The 16,378-nt window shown below is 62.2% G+C and carries 15 protein-coding genes; 10 read left to right on the forward strand and 5 right to left on the reverse strand.

The annotated features are described in order from the left end of the window. Positions 1–178: 178 nt before the first annotated feature. Together VL202_RS08390 and VL202_RS08395 are read right to left on the reverse strand one after the other, a co-directional pair. A complete protein-coding gene (locus tag VL202_RS08390) occupies positions 179–1,588 on the reverse strand; it encodes an adenylate/guanylate cyclase domain-containing protein (RefSeq protein ID WP_325463673.1) in 1,410 nt (469 codons plus the stop codon). A gap of 72 nt (positions 1,589–1,660) precedes the next feature. Further along, entirely contained in the window at positions 1,661–2,692 is a 1,032-nt protein-coding gene (locus tag VL202_RS08395) for a zinc-dependent alcohol dehydrogenase family protein (protein WP_325463674.1), read from the reverse strand. 200 nt (positions 2,693–2,892) lie between these two features. Between VL202_RS08395 and ypfJ the strand changes: the two genes are divergently transcribed. The 5 genes from ypfJ to VL202_RS08420 all read left to right on the forward strand — a co-directional run bounded on the left by ypfJ (position 2,893) and on the right by VL202_RS08420 (position 7,785). Next, a complete protein-coding gene (gene ypfJ / locus VL202_RS08400; RefSeq protein WP_325463675.1) occupies positions 2,893–3,828 on the forward strand; it encodes a KPN_02809 family neutral zinc metallopeptidase in 936 nt (311 codons plus the stop codon). Between the two features lie 337 nt (positions 3,829–4,165). Further along, positions 4,166–4,501 (forward strand): hypothetical protein, encoded by a 336-nt coding sequence (locus VL202_RS08405; protein ID WP_325463676.1) that lies wholly within the window; start codon positions 4,166–4,168, stop codon positions 4,499–4,501. A 58-nt stretch (positions 4,502–4,559) separates the two neighbouring features. Further along, positions 4,560–4,907 carry a hypothetical protein gene (locus tag VL202_RS08410; protein WP_325463677.1) on the forward strand — a complete coding sequence of 116 codons (348 nt, stop codon included), beginning with the start codon at positions 4,560–4,562 and terminating at the stop codon, positions 4,905–4,907. Between the two features lie 226 nt (positions 4,908–5,133). Beyond that, positions 5,134–6,033: a LysR family transcriptional regulator gene (locus tag VL202_RS08415; protein WP_325463678.1), complete on the forward strand. Its 900-nt coding sequence runs from the start codon at positions 5,134–5,136 to the stop codon at positions 6,031–6,033. 345 nt (positions 6,034–6,378) lie between these two features. Then, on the forward strand, positions 6,379–7,785 hold the full coding sequence (locus VL202_RS08420; RefSeq protein ID WP_325463679.1) for an MATE family efflux transporter: 1,407 nt from the start codon (positions 6,379–6,381) through the stop codon (positions 7,783–7,785). A gap of 75 nt (positions 7,786–7,860) precedes the next feature. Here the strand turns inward: VL202_RS08420 and carA are convergent, their stop codons facing one another. Next, positions 7,861–9,066, reverse strand: a complete 1,206-nt coding sequence (carA, locus tag VL202_RS08425) for a glutamine-hydrolyzing carbamoyl-phosphate synthase small subunit (RefSeq protein WP_325463680.1) — start codon at positions 9,064–9,066, stop codon at positions 7,861–7,863. Between the two features lie 269 nt (positions 9,067–9,335). On the opposite strand from carA, the gene VL202_RS08430 reads away from it, so the two are divergent. Next, a complete protein-coding gene (locus tag VL202_RS08430) occupies positions 9,336–9,794 on the forward strand; it encodes a GatB/YqeY domain-containing protein (RefSeq protein WP_325463681.1) in 459 nt (152 codons plus the stop codon). On the opposite strand, the gene VL202_RS08435 is transcribed toward VL202_RS08430, so the two are convergent. Next, positions 9,769–10,656, reverse strand: a complete 888-nt coding sequence (locus tag VL202_RS08435; protein ID WP_325463682.1) for a hypothetical protein — start codon at positions 10,654–10,656, stop codon at positions 9,769–9,771. The two genes, VL202_RS08430 and VL202_RS08435, sit on opposite strands and share 26 nt — an antisense overlap. A gap of 211 nt (positions 10,657–10,867) precedes the next feature. On the opposite strand from VL202_RS08435, the gene dnaG reads away from it, so the two are divergent. The 4 genes from dnaG to VL202_RS08455 all read left to right on the forward strand — a co-directional run bounded on the left by dnaG (position 10,868) and on the right by VL202_RS08455 (position 15,810). Continuing rightward, positions 10,868–12,868, forward strand: coding sequence for a DNA primase (dnaG, locus tag VL202_RS08440; protein ID WP_325463683.1), 2,001 nt, complete (start codon positions 10,868–10,870; stop codon positions 12,866–12,868). Between the two features lie 168 nt (positions 12,869–13,036). Then, entirely contained in the window at positions 13,037–13,300 is a 264-nt protein-coding gene (locus tag VL202_RS08445; protein ID WP_325463684.1) for a hypothetical protein, read from the forward strand. 141 nt (positions 13,301–13,441) lie between these two features. Next, complete coding sequence (gene recQ / locus VL202_RS08450) at positions 13,442–15,298, forward strand: DNA helicase RecQ (RefSeq protein ID WP_325463685.1); 1,857 nt, start codon at positions 13,442–13,444, stop codon at positions 15,296–15,298. Positions 15,299–15,324: 26 nt separating this feature from the next. Beyond that, positions 15,325–15,810, forward strand: a complete 486-nt coding sequence (locus tag VL202_RS08455; protein WP_325463686.1) for a cupin domain-containing protein — start codon at positions 15,325–15,327, stop codon at positions 15,808–15,810. Between the two features lies 1 nt (position 15,811). Here the strand turns inward: VL202_RS08455 and VL202_RS08460 are convergent. Further along, positions 15,812–16,378 (reverse strand): SDR family oxidoreductase (locus tag VL202_RS08460; protein ID WP_325463687.1); only part of this gene is annotated, 567 nt, incomplete at its 5' end.

Raw genomic sequence — 16,378 nt, forward strand, 5'->3', positions numbered from 1 at the left:
GCATGGGTTCTATCCGCTTTTCGGCTTGCGCGAAAAACCGGCCAGGGTGGGAGATCACCGGCCGGGGGGCGCATGCTTGGTCTTTTGAGGCTAGAAGCGGCTTATAGGGAAATGTGCGCGCAAGCGGAACCCCGAAAATGCTGCAATCGACAGGAAAGTTGCAGCGATCGGCAAGCCTTCAAGGGATGGTGAAAATATTGATCTGGTCGGTAATCCCCCGCAGCGCGACTGGATGCGATGTCGGCATCAGGCCGGAGGCGGCAAGCACGCGGGAGGCGGCGGGGTCGTCGAGCACGGAGCGGGTCGCGAAGATTTCATGGGATGTCGCGAGGTGCTGGACGCGCGACGCGATGTTGACGGTCTGGCCGAAATAATCCTGCCGCTCGTTCAGGCTGACGGCGATGCACGGTCCCTCGTGAATGCCGATCTTCAACAGCAGGTCCTCGTTGCCGCGATCGGCGTTGAGGCTGCGCATCGCTTCGCGCATCCGCATTGCCGCCGTGACCGCGCGGTCGGGTGTGGGAAATGTCGCCATCACCGCGTCGCCGATCGTCTTCACGACGGCCCCGGCTTCATCGCTGACGATTTCGTGCAGGATGGCGAAATGGGTCTTTACCAGATCGAAGGCGGCGAGGTCGCCCACGCGCTCATACAGTTCGGTCGAGCCTCTGAGGTCGGTGAAAAGGAAGGTGAGGCTGGTGATCTTCAGCCGCTGATCCACGCCGAGCGTATCGGTGCGGTAGATGTCGCGGAAAGTCTGGTTGGAGAGTACGCGTTTCGCCGTCAGGAACGGCCGGCGGCGGCCCAGCAAATGGTGTAGCGCATCGTTGGCCATGCAGACCGAGGGCAGGGTGCGGTCCCCGGTATGGTTTTCAACGGTGATGCGCACGGGGCCGGGTCGCAGTTCCAACGTTTCGCGGTGCTGGTGGCCACGATCGAAGACGAGCGACAGTTGTGTCCGCTCTTTCGTCGGCGGGCCCTTCACGTCGATGAACTGCGCCGCATGGGTTACCGGTTCGAAGATGATGACGAAGCCTTCCGGCAGTTGCAGCGATATGACGGCCTTTTCCCCGGCGGGCAGTTCCAGCGCCTCCAGCAGGAACTCGTCGACCTTTTCCTCGTAATCGTCTTCCGGCATGTCGATGCCGGAGCCCCAGTAGATCTGGCGGAAATATTCGATCGGCGGCAAGGTGTGGGGATTGTGGGCTTCGATATGGCGGATCCGCGGGCTGACGGTGAAGGTCACCTCGACCATTTCGTCCAGCGTCGGCTCGTAACCTGCGGCACAGAGCGCGCAGGCGTACTGATCGCTCTGCACGGTCTTGAGCGACGTATTGGCGTCGAGCACGCCGCCGCATCCCGGGCAAAGGATGTTCCAGGATATGTCGAAAAGGCCGATTCTCGATGCGTGGAGAAAGGCGTTGATCGTCTGTTCGTCGTCGAGCCCGTGGCCAGCGGCGAAAGCCAGCGCATTGACGCGCCCCAGCTTGCGGTCGGGTGCCTCATGCACGAGCCGCTCGATGGCATCGACAATGTCGGGCTTTGCCGACTGGCGCAGCACCGCGAAGAGGGACTGGGCTTCATTCATGCCCACACTTTACACCAAATCCGGCGTGGCGGCATATTCGTTTTGTCTGATGCTTCCCGGGGCGAGCCGGCCTTACTTACCCTTGTTCGTCACCATCAGCACTTTCACTTCGCCCGGTGCCGGCGGGTTGCGAATCACCTCCGGCGCCTCTTCCAGCGCGATTTCCCGCGAGATCAGCGCCTCGACATTGATCCGGCCCGAGGCCACCAGGTCGGCAGCGCGGCGGTGGGTGTGGGGATTGATGAATGAGCCGAGTATCCGAAGTTCGCGAAAGAGAATGTCGAACGGCTCTATCGACACCTTGTCGCCCTGGGCCATCACTCCGAGGATGACCACGGTGCCGCCAGCCTTGGCGAGCCGCGTCGATTGCTCGACCGTCTCGGCGACCCCGGCGCATTCGATCACCACATCGACGCCGCCGGGCATCAGTCCGTCAGGACCGGCGATCCCGGCGATGATGTCGCCGGCGGACGGATCGACGCTTGCGGTGGCGCCCAGCCGTTCGGCGAGCTTCCGCTTGGCCTCCTGCCGGGTCGAGAGGATGACGGTGGTGGCGCCGGCAAGCCGCGCAAGCTGCACCGTCAGGAGACCGATCACGCCGCCACCGAGCACCACGACGGAGGAGCCGGCCTTGATCTCTGCCATGTCGATGCCGTGCAGACAGCAGGCCAGCGGCTCGCAAAAGGCGCCGAAGCGCGGATCGAGCGACAGCGGGATCTCGAACGCCTGCTTTTGTGGCACGATGACATAGTCGGCGAAGCCGCCGTCACGGCTGATGCCGATGGCCTTGAGGTTGCGGCACAGATTGATGCGACCGGCCTGGCATTGCGGGCATCGGCCGCAGGAAATATTGGGATCGCCGGTAATGCGGGCGCCGAGCGCAAAGCCCTGCACCTCGTCTCCCATGGCCTCGACGATGCCGGAAAATTCGTGGCCGAGCGTCACCGGCGGCGTCGAGGGAAACTCGCCGTGCAGCAGGTGACGGTCGGTGCCGCAGATGCCGCAGGCCTCGACCCGCACCAGCAGGTCGCCGGGGCCGGGAACGGGCGTCTCCACCTCGCGCACGAACAGATTTCCGATCGATTCCAGACGCATGGCCTTCATGTACCGTTCCTCCCAAAACAAGCAGGGGCATTGTTGCATGCGCGATCGCCTGCTGCCAACGGCTGCCCTTCACGCCTGTCGCAAATTTCTGCGCATGGTTGAACTTTGTTGTTTTGGCCTTGCACAAAATCGTCTCTGGCGCGTTATATGGTCGGCAATCGCAGGCCGATCGGCCGCGCAGGAAGACGGGAGATTTCAGCATGGAATGGAAGGGCCGGCGCCAATCGGGCAATATCGAGGATGAGCGCGGCTCCGGTCCCGTCCGGGGCGGCATGGGCGGCAATCCGTTCGGGCGCGGCGGCGGCTTCCGCATTCCGACCGGCGGCGGTGGTCGCGGTGGCGGCATGAGCATCGGTACGATCATCTTTCTCGTCGTCATCTATTTCGTCCTGAAGATGATGGGAATAGACATGCTGCAGGTGCTCGATGGCGGCCAGGGCACGTCTCCGTCCGGCTATGAGCAAACGCAGGGATCATCCCCGCAGGGGTCGGCGCAGGAGGAAGAGACCAAGGCCTTCGTCTCCACCGTACTGGCCGAGACGGAAGACACCTGGAACGGCATTTTCCAGGCCGGTGGCAAAACCTACGAGGAGCCGAAGCTGGTGCTATTCCGCGACGGCATCAATTCTGCCTGCGGCATGGCTTCGTCCGCCACCGGCCCGTTCTATTGCCCGGGCGATCACAAGGTCTATCTCGACATGGCCTTCTTCGACGAACTGGCGCAGAAATTCGATGCGGCCGGTGATTTCGCCGAAGCCTATGTCATCGCCCACGAGGTTGGCCATCACGTCCAGAACCTGCTTGGCATCCTGCCGAAGGTGAACGAACAGCGTCAGCAGGTCAGCGAAGCCCAGTCCAACCAGCTCTCGGTGCGTGTGGAGTTGCAAGCGGATTGCTTTGCCGGCATCTGGGGCAAATATACCCAGCAGAAGGGCCTGCTGGAGCAGGGTGACCTGGAAGAAGCCTTGAATGCCGCCACCCAGATTGGTGACGACACACTGCAGAAGCGCAGCCAGGGCTATGTCGTGCCGGAAAGCTTCAATCACGGCACATCCGCCCAGCGCTCGGCATGGTTCAAGCGTGGCTTCGAGAGCGGAAAGCTGTCGGCCTGCGACACGTTCAATGGTAATATCTGAGCTACTGCATAATTCTTTAAACCGGAATCGATCCAAGGATAAAATTATGCAGCAGATTTAAAGTGTTACAGACCTTTGCGCGTCATATTTGACGCGCGGCGCTGTAGCCTTGATTTGAGCCGGGACTTTTCGCCCGCGCCGGCTGACAGCGGCGTGGGCGATTTGTTCCGAAAAGACGCGGGTCTTGACTGGAAAATTTCGTTTCCGTCCCGGGCGGCGGTCGCAAAGCTCAGAAACCGAACTATATCATCCTTGATGATTGTGGGCCGGGTTTGGTGCGCCGGTCGGGTGTTTGCCGTTCCGGCCGATAGGCCAATGGCTGATGAAGGAAAGAACCATGTTGCGATCCCTTGCTCCTGCCGTCATGGCGGCTGCGCTCGCCCTCACGGCCGCGGTGCCCGCCGGGGCAACCGAAACGCTCGCGACCATCCTCTTCGGTCATCCCTCCGAACGCGGCATCGCCGTCATCTTCGTGCGGTCGAGCTACCACAATGACGACAATGTCCCGGTGATCTACCGACGTCCGTCCGCGGAGATGCGCGCCCGTGCGCAAAGCGAAATCGCCTCCAATCCGGTGATCCGCGCCTCGCTCGAGCGCCGCAACATCCGGCCGCACAATGTCCTTGCCATCCAGACCGCGCTCGACGGCGGCAAGGTCATCTATGCGCGGTGACGGCGCTGTTTCCTGAGGCGCTGTTGACGGAAACAAGAGAAAGAACCGGAGAATTACCATGAAGAAAATCATAACGCTTGCATTGGCCGCCGCACTTCTCGCCCCGCTTGGCGCCGGCCTCTCCACTGGAACCGCCTTTGCCCAAAAGGCGCGGGCGACCCGCGATGCCGGCGCTGGCCCCGGCGTCACGATCGTCCGCATCCGCGAATATGTCGGTCCCGACGAATTCCAGGACGTGCCGCGTACCTACCGTTTCCCTTCCGCGCAAACGCTGGCGAAGGGCCAGGAGGAAATTCGCAATGTTCCCAACATAAGGGCAGCCTTGCAGAGGCGCGGCATCTCGCCGCGCAACGTGGTCGGCGTCCAGACGGCCTTCAATGGCGGCAAGATCGTTTATGTGCGGTAAGCGCAATTTCCAGGAAAGACAGAGGCTTCGGTTACGTTGGGAGCCTTTGTCTGTGAAGACGGTCTTTTCTCACGTCTCGCTGCCCATATGGGCGAGCATGGATTCCTGATAGCGCCCGCCGGCGGCCGCGTTCTCGGAATGGCGGCTTCGATGCTCCGGTTTCACTATGAAATGCTTTGTGCGATAATCCGGATCGATACCAACGAGCTGTTTGGAAAACCGTACAATGACCGATTTGCCGCTTGCCGACCTCGACGCCTTCATGGCTGTCGCGCGGGAGCGTAGTTTTCGCGCCACTGCTCGCAAGCGCGCCGTCTCGGCCTCGTCACTGAGCGAAGCCCTGCGGCGGCTGGAGGAGCGGCTTGGCGTCCGCCTGCTGAACCGCACGACCCGTAGCGTTACGTTGACGGAAGCCGGCGAACAACTGATGGAGCGCCTGTCGCCGGCCTTGGGAGAGGTCGCCTCGGCGCTCGACCAGATCGGCAGTTTTCGCGACAGCGCCACCGGCACGCTGCGCCTCAATGTCGCCACCGTCGTTGCCAAAGTCGTGTTGCCGGACATCGTCGCGGATTTTCTGAAAGCCTATCCCGGCATCACGCTGGAGGTGATCGGCGACGACAGTTTCATCGACGTGCTGGCGGCCGGCTTCGATGCGGGTGTGCGGTATGACGAACGGCTGGAAAAGGACATGATCGCCGTGCCGATCGGCCCGCGCCGTCAGCGTTTCGTCACCGCCGCGTCACCCGCCTATCTCGTGGCCCACGGCGAACCGCGCCATCCGCGCGATATCCTCGACCATGTCTGCATCCGCCACCGCTTCGCCAGCGGTCGGGTTTCGTCCTGGGAATATGAGCGCGGCAATGAGGTGGTGCGCATCTCGCCGCAGGCCCGCATCACCGCCAATACGCTGGAGCTGGAGATCAGCGCCGCCGTCGCCGGTCTCGGCATCATCGCCACTTTCGAGGAGTTCCTGGCGCCGGCCATCGCCACCGGCGAACTCGTGCCCATCCTTCAGGACTGGGCGCCGGAATTTCCCGGCCCCTATCTTTATTACGCCAGCCGCCGCCACATGCCGCCGCCGTTGCGCGCCTTTGTCGATTTCATCAAGAGCCGGCCGAGAACATAGTCACCAGCAACCCGATCAATGTTCCAGAAGCACTCATCAAGAACATTGAAATGTTCACGGATTGTTTCGTTTCGTCATTTCGCTAAGCATCGTTCTACAATCCGCGTTCGCGTTCTGTGCCGGTTTGAAGCCGTCTGTTGGCGAAGTGGGTTCGATGATCGATCGGAAGTCGGCTTGACCCGCCGGGCTGTCTTGCTGATGAAACAATCAAACTTTGTGATGTTTAGATGAAAAAATAGCATTTTGGCCTTTGTTGCTGGTGCTTTACGAGCGGTTCATTTATTTCCGTCTCTTCCGTCGTGCGGCCCATACTGGCTGCGACGAAGCCAAAGGCTCCATTTCGTCATGCTGACATCGACCCCAAATCAGGCGGCCGTTCGCACCGATAATTCCTGGCCCGCCCATTACCGCGCAAGCATCCTGCTGGGCGTGCCCTTCGTCGGCGCGCAGCTGGCGCAGTTCGCCATCCATGCCACCGACGTGCTCATGGTTGGCCGTCTCGGTACGACCGAGCTCGCCGCCATGGTGCTGGCGGCACAGATGTTCTTCACCGTTTTCATCTTTGGCTCCGGTTTTGCCAATGCCGTCGTGCCGATCGTCGCGCAGGCGGAGGGACGGGGAGATCGTGTTGCCGTTCGCCGTGCCGTGCGCATGGGCATGTGGGCCGTGCTCGGTTATGGCGTCGTGACGATGCCGCTGCTCTGGTATGCCGAATCGGTTCTGAAAATGATGCGCCAGCAGCCCGAAGTGGCAGAACTCGCCGGACATTACCTGCGCGTCGCCATGTGGGGCATGTTCCCGGCGCTGCTGTTCATGGTGCTGCGCGGATTCCTGAGCTCGCTGGAGCGCGCCGGCATCATTCTCTACGTCACGATCATCGTGCTGCTCACCAACGCATTGCTTTGCTATATCTTCATCTACGGTCATTTCGGCGCGCCGGCGCTGGGCATCGTCGGTGCGGCGATTTCCGCGCTTGTCGTCAATACGCTGAGCTTCGTGCTGCTTTACGCCTATATCCAGGCCCAGCCGAAGACACGGGACTACGAAATCTTCGTGCGCTTCTGGCGGCCGGATTGGCCGGTGCTGAAAGATGTGGTCAAGCTCGGCCTGCCGATCGCCATCACCATTCTCGCCGAAGTCAGCCTGTTCACGGTGGCCTCGCTGCTGATGGGCATGATCGGTACCGTCGAGCTTGCCGCACACGGTATCGCGCTGCAGTTCGCATCCGTTGCCTTCATGGTGCCGCTCGGCCTGGCACAGGTCGCGACTGTCCGCATTGGTCTTGCCCATGGGCGTCGCGATGCGGAGGGCATCAAGCGGGCGGCGATCGCCGTTCTCGTCATCGGCTGCGGTTTCGCCCTCATCGGCAGCCTGGTCTTTGCACTGTTCTCGCACGAGCTTGCCGCCATGTATCTCGATACGAGGCGTCCGGATGCGGCTGCAGTTCTCGCCTATGCCGGTCCGCTGATCGTCATTGCCGGCGCCTTCCAGCTCGTCGATGGTGTTCAGGCGCTGGCCGCCGGCATGCTGCGCGGGTTGAAGGATACGACCGTGCCGATGATCCTGGCACTCGTCTCCTACTGGGCGATCGGCTTCGTCGCCGCCTATCTGCTCGCCTTCCACGCTGGTTTGGGTGGTGTCGGCGTCTGGTACGGCTTCGTGCTCGGCCTTTCCGCCGCCAGCATTTCGCTCACCTGGCGCTTCTTCCGCTTCCTGTCGCGGGAACGCAAGCTGTTGGCGCTGCCGGCATAACGTCTTCATCCGGTACACCAACTGAAAAGGCCCACTTCATTCAGCGGGCCTTTTCAGTTCATTCATGTCAAAGAATCAACGCTCTGCCAGCGCCGGCTCACCCTTCTTCTCGCGCACGAGGTTGATGAAGCGGCGGAAGAGATAGTGGCTGTCCTGCGGGCCGGGCGAGGCTTCCGGATGGTGCTGGACGGAGAAGACCGGCTTGCCGGTGACGCGCAGGCCGCAATTGGTGCCGTCGAACAGCGAAATGTGAGTCTCTTCAACGCCTTCCGGCAGGGACTTCGCATCCACCGCGAAGCCATGGTTCATCGAAACGATCTCGACCTTGCCGGTCGTGTGATCCTTCACCGGATGGTTGGCGCCGTGATGGCCCTGGTGCATCTTCTCGGTCCTGGCGCCCAGCGCAAGGCCAAGCATCTGGTGGCCGAGGCAGATGCCGAACAGCGGGATATCGCTCTTGATCAGGTCCTGGATGACCGGAACCGCATATTCGCCGGTCGCGGCCGGATCGCCCGGGCCGTTCGACAGGAAGATTCCGTCCGGCTTCTGGGCGAGGACGTCTTCGGCCGAGGTCGTCGCCGGCATCACCGTGACCTTGCAGCCGAGACCGGTGAACAGGCGCAGGATGTTGCGCTTGACGCCGTAGTCGAGCGCCACGATGTGATGGGTCGCATCCGCGTCCGCAAGTTCGCCGAACTCCTCGTTCCATGCCCAGGGTTTTTCGCTCCAGCGCGAGGACTGGCCGGAGGAAGCCACCTTGGCGAGGTCGAGGCCTTCGAGGCCACTCCAGGCCCTGGCTTGCGCCTTCAGCGCCTCGATATCGAAGACGCCGTTCGGATCATGGGCGATCACCGCGTTCGGCGCGCCGTTTTCGCGGATCCAGGCGGTCAGCGCGCGTGTGTCGATGCCGCAGAGTCCGATGACGCCGCGCGCCTTCAGCCAGGCATCGAGATGCTTTTCGGCGCGGTAGTTTGATGGCTCGGTGATATCGGCCTTGAAGATGACGCCGACTGCGCCGTGGCGTGCCGCCGGCGTCAGGTCTTCGATGTCTTCATCATTGGCGCCGATATTGCCGATATGGGGGAAGGTGAAGGTGACGATCTGGCCGAGATAGGACGGGTCGGTCATGATCTCTTCGTAGCCGGTGAGCGCGGTGTTGAAGACCACTTCGGCCTGTACCGTGCCGGTGGCGCCAATGCCCTTGCCCTCGATGACGGTGCCGTCGGCAAGGACGAGCAGGGCGGTTGGTTTTGCGGTGGTCCAGGGAGCAGTCGCGGTCATTGTCTTCATCCCGTTCAGGCGGCGTTTGGCAGACGTTCGTGCGAACGCCGCCTGGCCGTTGTGGTTCGCAGGCGGGCAGATGCGGGCGATGGGCGCGCGCTGTCAGGCCTGGTCATGATGTTGGTGCAGGTGACGGTCAATAGACGCAGCTTCGGACAAGGTCAATCTTGAAGGCGCACGGATCGGCCTTTTGCCGCAGATTTTACGCAATTCATTTGCTCCCCGTTGTGCCACTGGTTTATGAAACGCCCTCAAACAGGAGTAAGACAATGATGCGCGATCAACTCGCTGCCGCCCTCAAGGATGCAATGAAATCGAAGGATGCGGCCCGGCTTTCCACCGTTCGCCTTGTTCAGGCCGAGATCAAGACCCGTGATATCGCCAATCGTGGTCTTGGCAAGGGCGATGCCAGCGACGATGAAATCCTGCAGATTCTGGCAAAGATGGTCAAGCAGCGCGAGGAATCGGCGAAGATCTACGAAGACAATGCCCGTCCGGAGCTTGCCGCCAAGGAGCGGGCCGAGATCGTCGTCGTCAAGGATTTCATGCCGGCACAGCTGAGTGACGCCGATGTGCGCGCGAATATCGCAGCCGCAATCGCGGAAGCCGGCGCAAGCGGCCCCAAGGACATGGGCAAGGTGATGGCGGTGCTCAAGGAGCGTTATGCCGGGCAGATGGATTTCGCCAAGGCCTCATCCGTCCTCAAGGAACTGCTGACAGCTGCCTGATCGGCAATGCCGACGCGGTCTCCCGATGGAAGGCCGCGTCGATGATGGCGAATTTTTCCGCCTGATAATTCCAGTATTCGCGAATGAAGACCTGCGACAGCCACAGCATGTTGCGGCGATTGATCGTTTCGAAGGCGACGCTGCCGATTTCTCCGGCCTTGCTCATCAGCCGTTTCAGATGCGTCTTGGAAATCATGTAGGACTGGCAGACTTTCGCCGACGAGATCGGGCCGATCAGCGTGCGCGGTGCGTCCGGATCAAACTGCGTGATCATCGAGATGAAGTAATCCATCACGACGCCGCCGGAGTTCGCCCAGGTGAACAGGTTGAACGTCTCGCCGGGATGGCGGACGCCGTGGTTCTCCAGGATGCCGACGGCGATGATCGGTTGAAGGTTCGTGAACAGAGCCGGATTTTCGGTCAGGCAGATGGCGCGGTTGCCGCCATCCAGCGTGTCGAGGATGGCGAGATGGGCGTAAAGCCATTTGACCACCGTCTGCACGGCAATCTCTGTCGGTTCCAGCGGCCGCATGCGATTGTCGGGCGGATTGTCGCTGGCGCGCAGGAAGCGATAGGCCATCATTTCCTGGACGAAGGCCGCCGCCGTGTTGCGGCTGGCGATACGGTAATCCATTGCCCGGGCGACAAAGCGGCCCGCATAGAAGGAGGTGGAGGGATCGGCGGGGTCGCGGCCGTAATGCAAGGACAGGCCCAGTTGCGCCATCAGCCAGCGCTGCTGCGAGGCAAAGACCGAAGCCATTCGTGGGCTTTCGGCGAACATGGCGGTCATCTGCCGCGCGTAGACCCGCATGGCGTCGAAAAACGTGGTGTTGGAAGCAAGCTCGTTCGCTGAGAACATCATCGCGGGAATCCGAAAAGGCTATGAACACGTCATTGCCTTTCTACATGTTTACCATCAACATTTTATTCAAGAAATATGTCATGTTCGCACGAGGCGCGAGACCTGAACCTTGACCACCCCGATTGCGCCTGTGAATTGCGGGCATGATCGATGCGCTTGCTGGCGCGGTCGGCGATTGCCGCCTATATGGAGGCCAGACCCAGAGGTATTCATGCGCTTTTCCAACTCCTTCCTTGACGAGATCCGCGACCGCGTCCCCATTTCGGACGTGATCGGCCGGCGTGTCACGTGGGACCGCAAGAAGACCAATGCCTCGCGCGGCGACTATTGGGCCTGTTGCCCTTTCCATGGCGAGAAGTCGCCGAGCTTCCATTGCGAGGACCGCAAGGGCCGCTACCACTGCTTCGGCTGCGGTGTCTCCGGCGATCATTTCCGCTTTCTTACCGAGCTTGACGGCATGGCCTTTCCGGAGGCCGTGCAGCAGATTGCCGATCTCGCCGGCGTCGCCATGCCACAGCCGGATGTCGAGGCCGAAAAACGCGACCGGCAGCGCATCGGCCTGCAGGACGTCATGGAGGTGGCGGCACAGTTCTTCGAAAGCCAGTTGCAGACGGCGAACGGCGCCAAGGCGCGCGCCTATCTGCGCGACCGGGGCCTGACCGGCCGCACGATCGAGACCTTCCGCCTCGGCTATGCGCCGGACAGCCGCAATGCGCTAAAGGAATTCCTGGCCGGCAAGGGCATCGCCAAGGACCAGATCGAAGCCTGCGGCCTCGTCGTTCACGGGCCGGATATTCCCGTCTCCTACGATCGTTTCCGCGACCGCATCATGTTCCCGATCCTGTCGTCGCGCGAAAAGGTGATCGCCTTCGGCGGCCGCGCCATGTCGCCGGATGCGCCGGCGAAATATCTGAATTCCAACGAGACCGAACTCTTCCACAAGGGCAATGTGCTCTATAATTTTTCGCGCGCGCGCAAGGCGATGGGTGGCGCCGACGGAGCGGGGACGATCATCGCCGTCGAAGGCTATATGGATGTCATCGCGCTGTATCAGGCCGGCATCGAAAACGCTGTCGCGCCACTCGGCACTGCGCTCACTGAAAACCAGATGGCGCTGCTCTGGAAGCTGACCCAACAGCCGGTTCTCTGCTTCGATGGCGATGGCGCTGGCATTCGCGCCGCCAACCGCGCCGTTGATCTGGCGCTGCCGCATCTCAAGCCCGGTTATTCCGTCCGTTTCGCGATGCTGCCGGATGGCAAGGACCCGGACGATCTGGTCCGCAACGAAGGCCGCGCGCCGTTCGACAAGGTGATGGCGTCGGCACGTTCCCTGTCGGAAATGGTCTGGCTGCGCGAGGCGCAGGCCGGCAGTTTCGACACACCGGAGGCCCGCGCCCAGCTGGAGGCGACGCTGAAGCAGGTCGTGTCCGTCATCGCTGACGAAAACGTCCGCCGCCATTATGGCCAGGATATCCGCGACCGGCTCAACCAGTTTTTTCAAGGCGCATCCCGACAGCAGAGCGGCCAGCGGAGTTTCGATCGCAATCCGCGTCAAAACGGCGGCGGCAATCGCAATGGCGGTCCGGGGCGTGGCGGACAGCAGGGTGCGCGGATGTCGGAACGTTCCGGCATTTCCGACCGGCTGGCCCGATCCTCTCTTGTCAGCGGTCACCAGAGCCTGCCGCCCTTGCGGGAAAGCGTGCTGGCGCTGACCATCGTCAATCACCCGCATCTGCTGTTTGCCGAATATGACGAGATTTCCGCGATCGAATACGACAATCGCGATCTCCAGCGCTTCTGGTCGTCCGTGCTCAATGCCGCCGCTGCCAAGGGACCGCGCCTGTCGCGCGAAAACCTGATCGAGCAGCTGCAGGCAGAGGGGTTCGACTCGCTGTTGAAATCGCTCGACCAGCAGATCCGTTTCGCCCGGCTCTGGACCGCGACCACCGCCGCCGCCCCGGAAGACGCCCGCGAAGGCTACCTGCAGGCGCTGGCGCTGCATCAGCGCACCAAGGCGCTCCTCTGGCAACGCCGCGAACTCGAAAGCGAACTTGCCTACGCGACGGAAGAAGGCGATGACGACGCTGTCAGCCAGATCCTGCGCAACCTGCAGGAAGTCCAGCTCGAAGTGACACGGCTGGAAAACCAGGAAGCCATCATCGATGGGTTCGGGGTTCTGTCGGGGCGGGTCAAGGGACCGGCGGGGAAGTGAGGATGGATGTGAGCGGGGTGCCAAATTCGGTAGCTGCCTGAAAACCAGCGCGGCTGTTTGATGTGGTGCATCGTCAGATGATCTGAGGGTGGTGACCGTCGAGCGTCATGATAAAGTCACGTCATGAGTAACCATTGGAAGATAAATTATGAACCCAAGGGGCTGGAGATGGTTGAAGAAATCACTCCGGCAGGCTTTCGCGATCGGTTGATTGCCTTCGTGGGCGGAGTGATTGACCGGTTGCCGACTGCCGTGATCGATCGCCTCAACAACCCTGAGCAAGAATTGGCGTCGTTATTGAACGACATGGTCGAGGGCGACCAACTATGGTGGTGCCGAAGCGAAAAAAGAGCCGTCCTGATCGGAAACGAAGGCGTTGCTGTCGTGAGAGACGGTAGGGCGATCGCTTACATCCTCGTCTGGCACCACTGATGCACAACGGGTGGTAACCGCGCCTGTCACCGTTCGCGGGCTTGATGAACCCCGCCGCCCAAAAGGCTGGCGGTTGCGATAAGTGTCGCCCCCGCCACCCCACCTGTGCCATAGTCCCTTTCTCCCCAAGAAAGCGATTCCATGCCGCAGACAAAAGACCGTATCGATCCCCTGTTTGACAATGAAGGTGCGCAAAATCCGCTCTCGGTTCTGAAAAGGGTCTACGGCTATTCGGCGTTTCGCGGCAAGCAGGCGGCGGTTGTCGAACGCGTCGTGTCGGGCGGCGATGCCGTCGTGCTGTTTCCGACGGGGGCCGGCAAGTCGTTGTGTTTCCAGATTCCGGCGCTTTGCCGCGACGGTGTCGGCATTGTCGTGTCGCCGCTGATCGCGCTGATGCGCGATCAGGTAGAGGCGCTGAAACAGCTCGGTGTTCGGGCATCAGCGATGAATTCCTCACAGTCGCGAGAGGATTTTGTCGAGGCGCGGCGGGCGATTGCCACCGGCAGTCTCGATCTGCTCTATGTGACGCCCGAGCGCATCGTCACGCCAGCCTTCAAGGAGATGATCGGCAATGCGAAAATCGCCCTTTTTGCCATCGACGAGGCCCATTGCGTGTCCCAATGGGGCCATGATTTCCGTCCGGAATATCGCGAGCTCGGCCAGCTTGCGGAACACTATCCGGGCGTACCGCGCATCGCGCTGACGGCGACAGCCGATCCGCACACCCGTGAGGACATCATCGATCGGCTCGGCCTGCGGTCAGCGGAAGTCTTCACCACCTCGTTTGACCGCCCGAACATTGCCTATGAGATTGTCGAGCGCGACCAGCCGCGCCAGCAGCTCCTGCGGTTCCTGTCCCGCCATGAAGGCTCGAGCGGCATCGTCTATTGCCTGTCGCGCGCCAAGGTCGAGGACACCGCCGCGTGGCTGAACACGCAAGGCATCCGGTCGCTTGCCTACCATGCCGGCATGGACCGCGCGGTGCGCGATGCCAATCAGGATGCGTTCCTGAAGGAGGAAAACCTCTGCCTCGTCGCCACCGTCGCCTTCGGCATGGGCATCGACAAGCCGGACGTGCGTTACGTCGCCCATCTCGATCTGCCGGGCTCCGTCGAGGCCTATTACCAGGAGACCGGCCGTGCCGGGCGCGACGGCCTGCCGTCCGATGTCTGGATGGCCTATGGCATGGCTGACGTCATCCAGCGCGGCCGGATGATCGACGAGGGCGGCTCGGCCGACGAGATCAAGCGGGTCGAGCGCGCCAAGCTCAATGCCCTGCTGGCCATCTGCGAGACACCGGGCTGCCGCCGACAATCCATTCTGGCGCATTTCGGCGAGGCCCATGCCGGCGGTTGCGAGAATTGCGACACCTGCCTGAAGCCGGTCGAGACCTGGGACGGCACCGACGCGGCAATCAAGGCGCTGGCGGCGATCTACCGCACCGGCGAGCGCTTCGGTACCGGCCATCTGATCGACGTGCTGCTCGGCAATGAAAACGACAAGACTACCCGCTTTGGCCACGCCGACATGCCGGTCTTCGGGGCTGGCAAGGACATTCCCTCGAAAACCTGGCAGTCCGTCTATCGACAGTTGCTGGCCGCCGGTTATGTCAGTGTCGATCATCAGGCTTTTGGCGCGCTGAAGCTGACGGAACAGGCGCGCTCAGTCTTCAAGCGTGAACAGGAGGTGCGTTTCCGCAAGGACCGCCCGACCACGGGCAAGGCCGCGCGCCACGCCAAGGGTGGATCGCCGGCCGCCAAGGCCGAGCTGCAGGGGGGCGATCAGGACCTGTTCCAGCAATTGCGCGCGCTGCGCGCCAGCCTTGCCAAGGAAATGGCGGTGCCACCCTACGTCATCTTCCCCGATACAACCCTGATCGCGCTATCGAAGGAGCGACCGCAAAGCCGGGATGCGCTGCTCGGCATTTCCGGCATTGGCCAATCCAAGCTGGAGCGCTACGGTGACGCTTTCCTGAAAGTCGTCCGCGCGGCGGATTGACGTCACGAGCATAAGCGGGAGGCAGCATGAGCGATAATCATCACCACGATTCCGAACGCTGGAAGCATGATGGCGTGCGCGTCATCAAGGGCGACCAACTGGACGACAACACGCCGCAGACGCCGGGCATGTACCGGCAGGCCGCCATCAACCACGCCCGCGTCGGCGCGCAGAAGATCTGGGCCGGCACCGTCGCCATCGAAGCCAATGCCAGGACCGGGGTGCATCACCACGGCGCGCTTGAAAGCGTCATCTTCGTCCTGCGCGGCAAGGCGCGCATGCGCTGGGGCGACCGGCTGGAATATGTCGCGGAAGCCGGTCCCGGCGATTTCATCTATGTCCCGCCCTATGTACCCCATCAGGAAATCAACGCCGATCCGGACAATGTGTTGGAATGTGTGCTCGTCCGCTCCGACAACGAGGCCGTGGTCGTCAACATCACCGATGTCGATCCCGTCGAAAAGCCGGAAGCGGTCTATTGGGTCGATCCGATCCACAAGCGACCTGAATAGCCTACATCCGCACCGTCATCCCGCCATCCACCGTCAGCACATGGCCGTTGACGAAGGACGCCGCGTCGCTCGCCAGGAACAGCGCCGCGCCGGCGATTTCGTCCGGCCGGCCCCAGCGCTGCGTCGGGATGCGCTGGCGCACGAAGGGCATCAGGTCCTCGTCGGCGGCCAGCGTCGCGTTGGTCTCGGTGGCGAACCAGCCCGGCGCGATCGCGTTGCTGGTGATGCCGAAGGGGCCGTATTCCACCGCCATCGCCCGCATCAGCCCGGTCAGCCCCTGTTTGGCGAGCGGATAGATGCCGTCGCCCGGCAGCGCCACCTGGCCGTTGATCGAGGTCACCGCAATCAGCCGCCCATGCCCGCCGCGCTTCATGATCGCGGCAGCGTCCCGCGACAAGGTCGTCGCGGCGATCAGGTCGGTGCGGATCAGCTCGAGGATCGCCTCGTCGTCGAATTCTGCCAGAGGCCTGCGGTCGCGGGCGCCGACATTGTTGACGAGGATGTCGAGCCGTCCGTGGCGGCGCTCGATGCCGGCCAGGGCGTCGCGCTGCGCCTGCCGGTCGGTGAT

Origin of the sequence: Pararhizobium sp. (assembly GCF_035497515.1) — a bacterium.
Taxonomy (GTDB): Bacteria; Pseudomonadota; Alphaproteobacteria; order Rhizobiales; family Rhizobiaceae; genus Pararhizobium.

Bases quoted from the DNA above. Each gene is read 5' to 3' on its own strand.
- VL202_RS08390 (WP_325463673.1), bottom strand. From the start codon at position 1,588: ATGAATGAAGCCCAGTCCCTCTTCGCGGTGCTGCGCCAGTCGGCAAAG.
- VL202_RS08395 (WP_325463674.1), bottom strand. From the start codon at position 2,692: ATGAAGGCCATGCGTCTGGAATCGATCGGAAATCTGTTCGTGCGCGAG.
- ypfJ (WP_325463675.1), top strand. From the start codon at position 2,893: ATGGAATGGAAGGGCCGGCGCCAATCGGGCAATATCGAGGATGAGCGC.
- VL202_RS08405 (WP_325463676.1), top strand. From the start codon at position 4,166: ATGTTGCGATCCCTTGCTCCTGCCGTCATGGCGGCTGCGCTCGCCCTC.
- VL202_RS08410 (WP_325463677.1), top strand. From the start codon at position 4,560: ATGAAGAAAATCATAACGCTTGCATTGGCCGCCGCACTTCTCGCCCCG.
- VL202_RS08415 (WP_325463678.1), top strand. From the start codon at position 5,134: ATGACCGATTTGCCGCTTGCCGACCTCGACGCCTTCATGGCTGTCGCG.
- VL202_RS08420 (WP_325463679.1), top strand. From the start codon at position 6,379: ATGCTGACATCGACCCCAAATCAGGCGGCCGTTCGCACCGATAATTCC.
- carA (WP_325463680.1), bottom strand. From the start codon at position 9,066: ATGACCGCGACTGCTCCCTGGACCACCGCAAAACCAACCGCCCTGCTC.
- VL202_RS08430 (WP_325463681.1), top strand. From the start codon at position 9,336: ATGATGCGCGATCAACTCGCTGCCGCCCTCAAGGATGCAATGAAATCG.
- VL202_RS08435 (WP_325463682.1), bottom strand. From the start codon at position 10,656: ATGATGTTCTCAGCGAACGAGCTTGCTTCCAACACCACGTTTTTCGAC.
- dnaG (WP_325463683.1), top strand. From the start codon at position 10,868: ATGCGCTTTTCCAACTCCTTCCTTGACGAGATCCGCGACCGCGTCCCC.
- VL202_RS08445 (WP_325463684.1), top strand. From the start codon at position 13,037: ATGGTTGAAGAAATCACTCCGGCAGGCTTTCGCGATCGGTTGATTGCC.
- recQ (WP_325463685.1), top strand. From the start codon at position 13,442: ATGCCGCAGACAAAAGACCGTATCGATCCCCTGTTTGACAATGAAGGT.
- VL202_RS08455 (WP_325463686.1), top strand. From the start codon at position 15,325: ATGAGCGATAATCATCACCACGATTCCGAACGCTGGAAGCATGATGGC.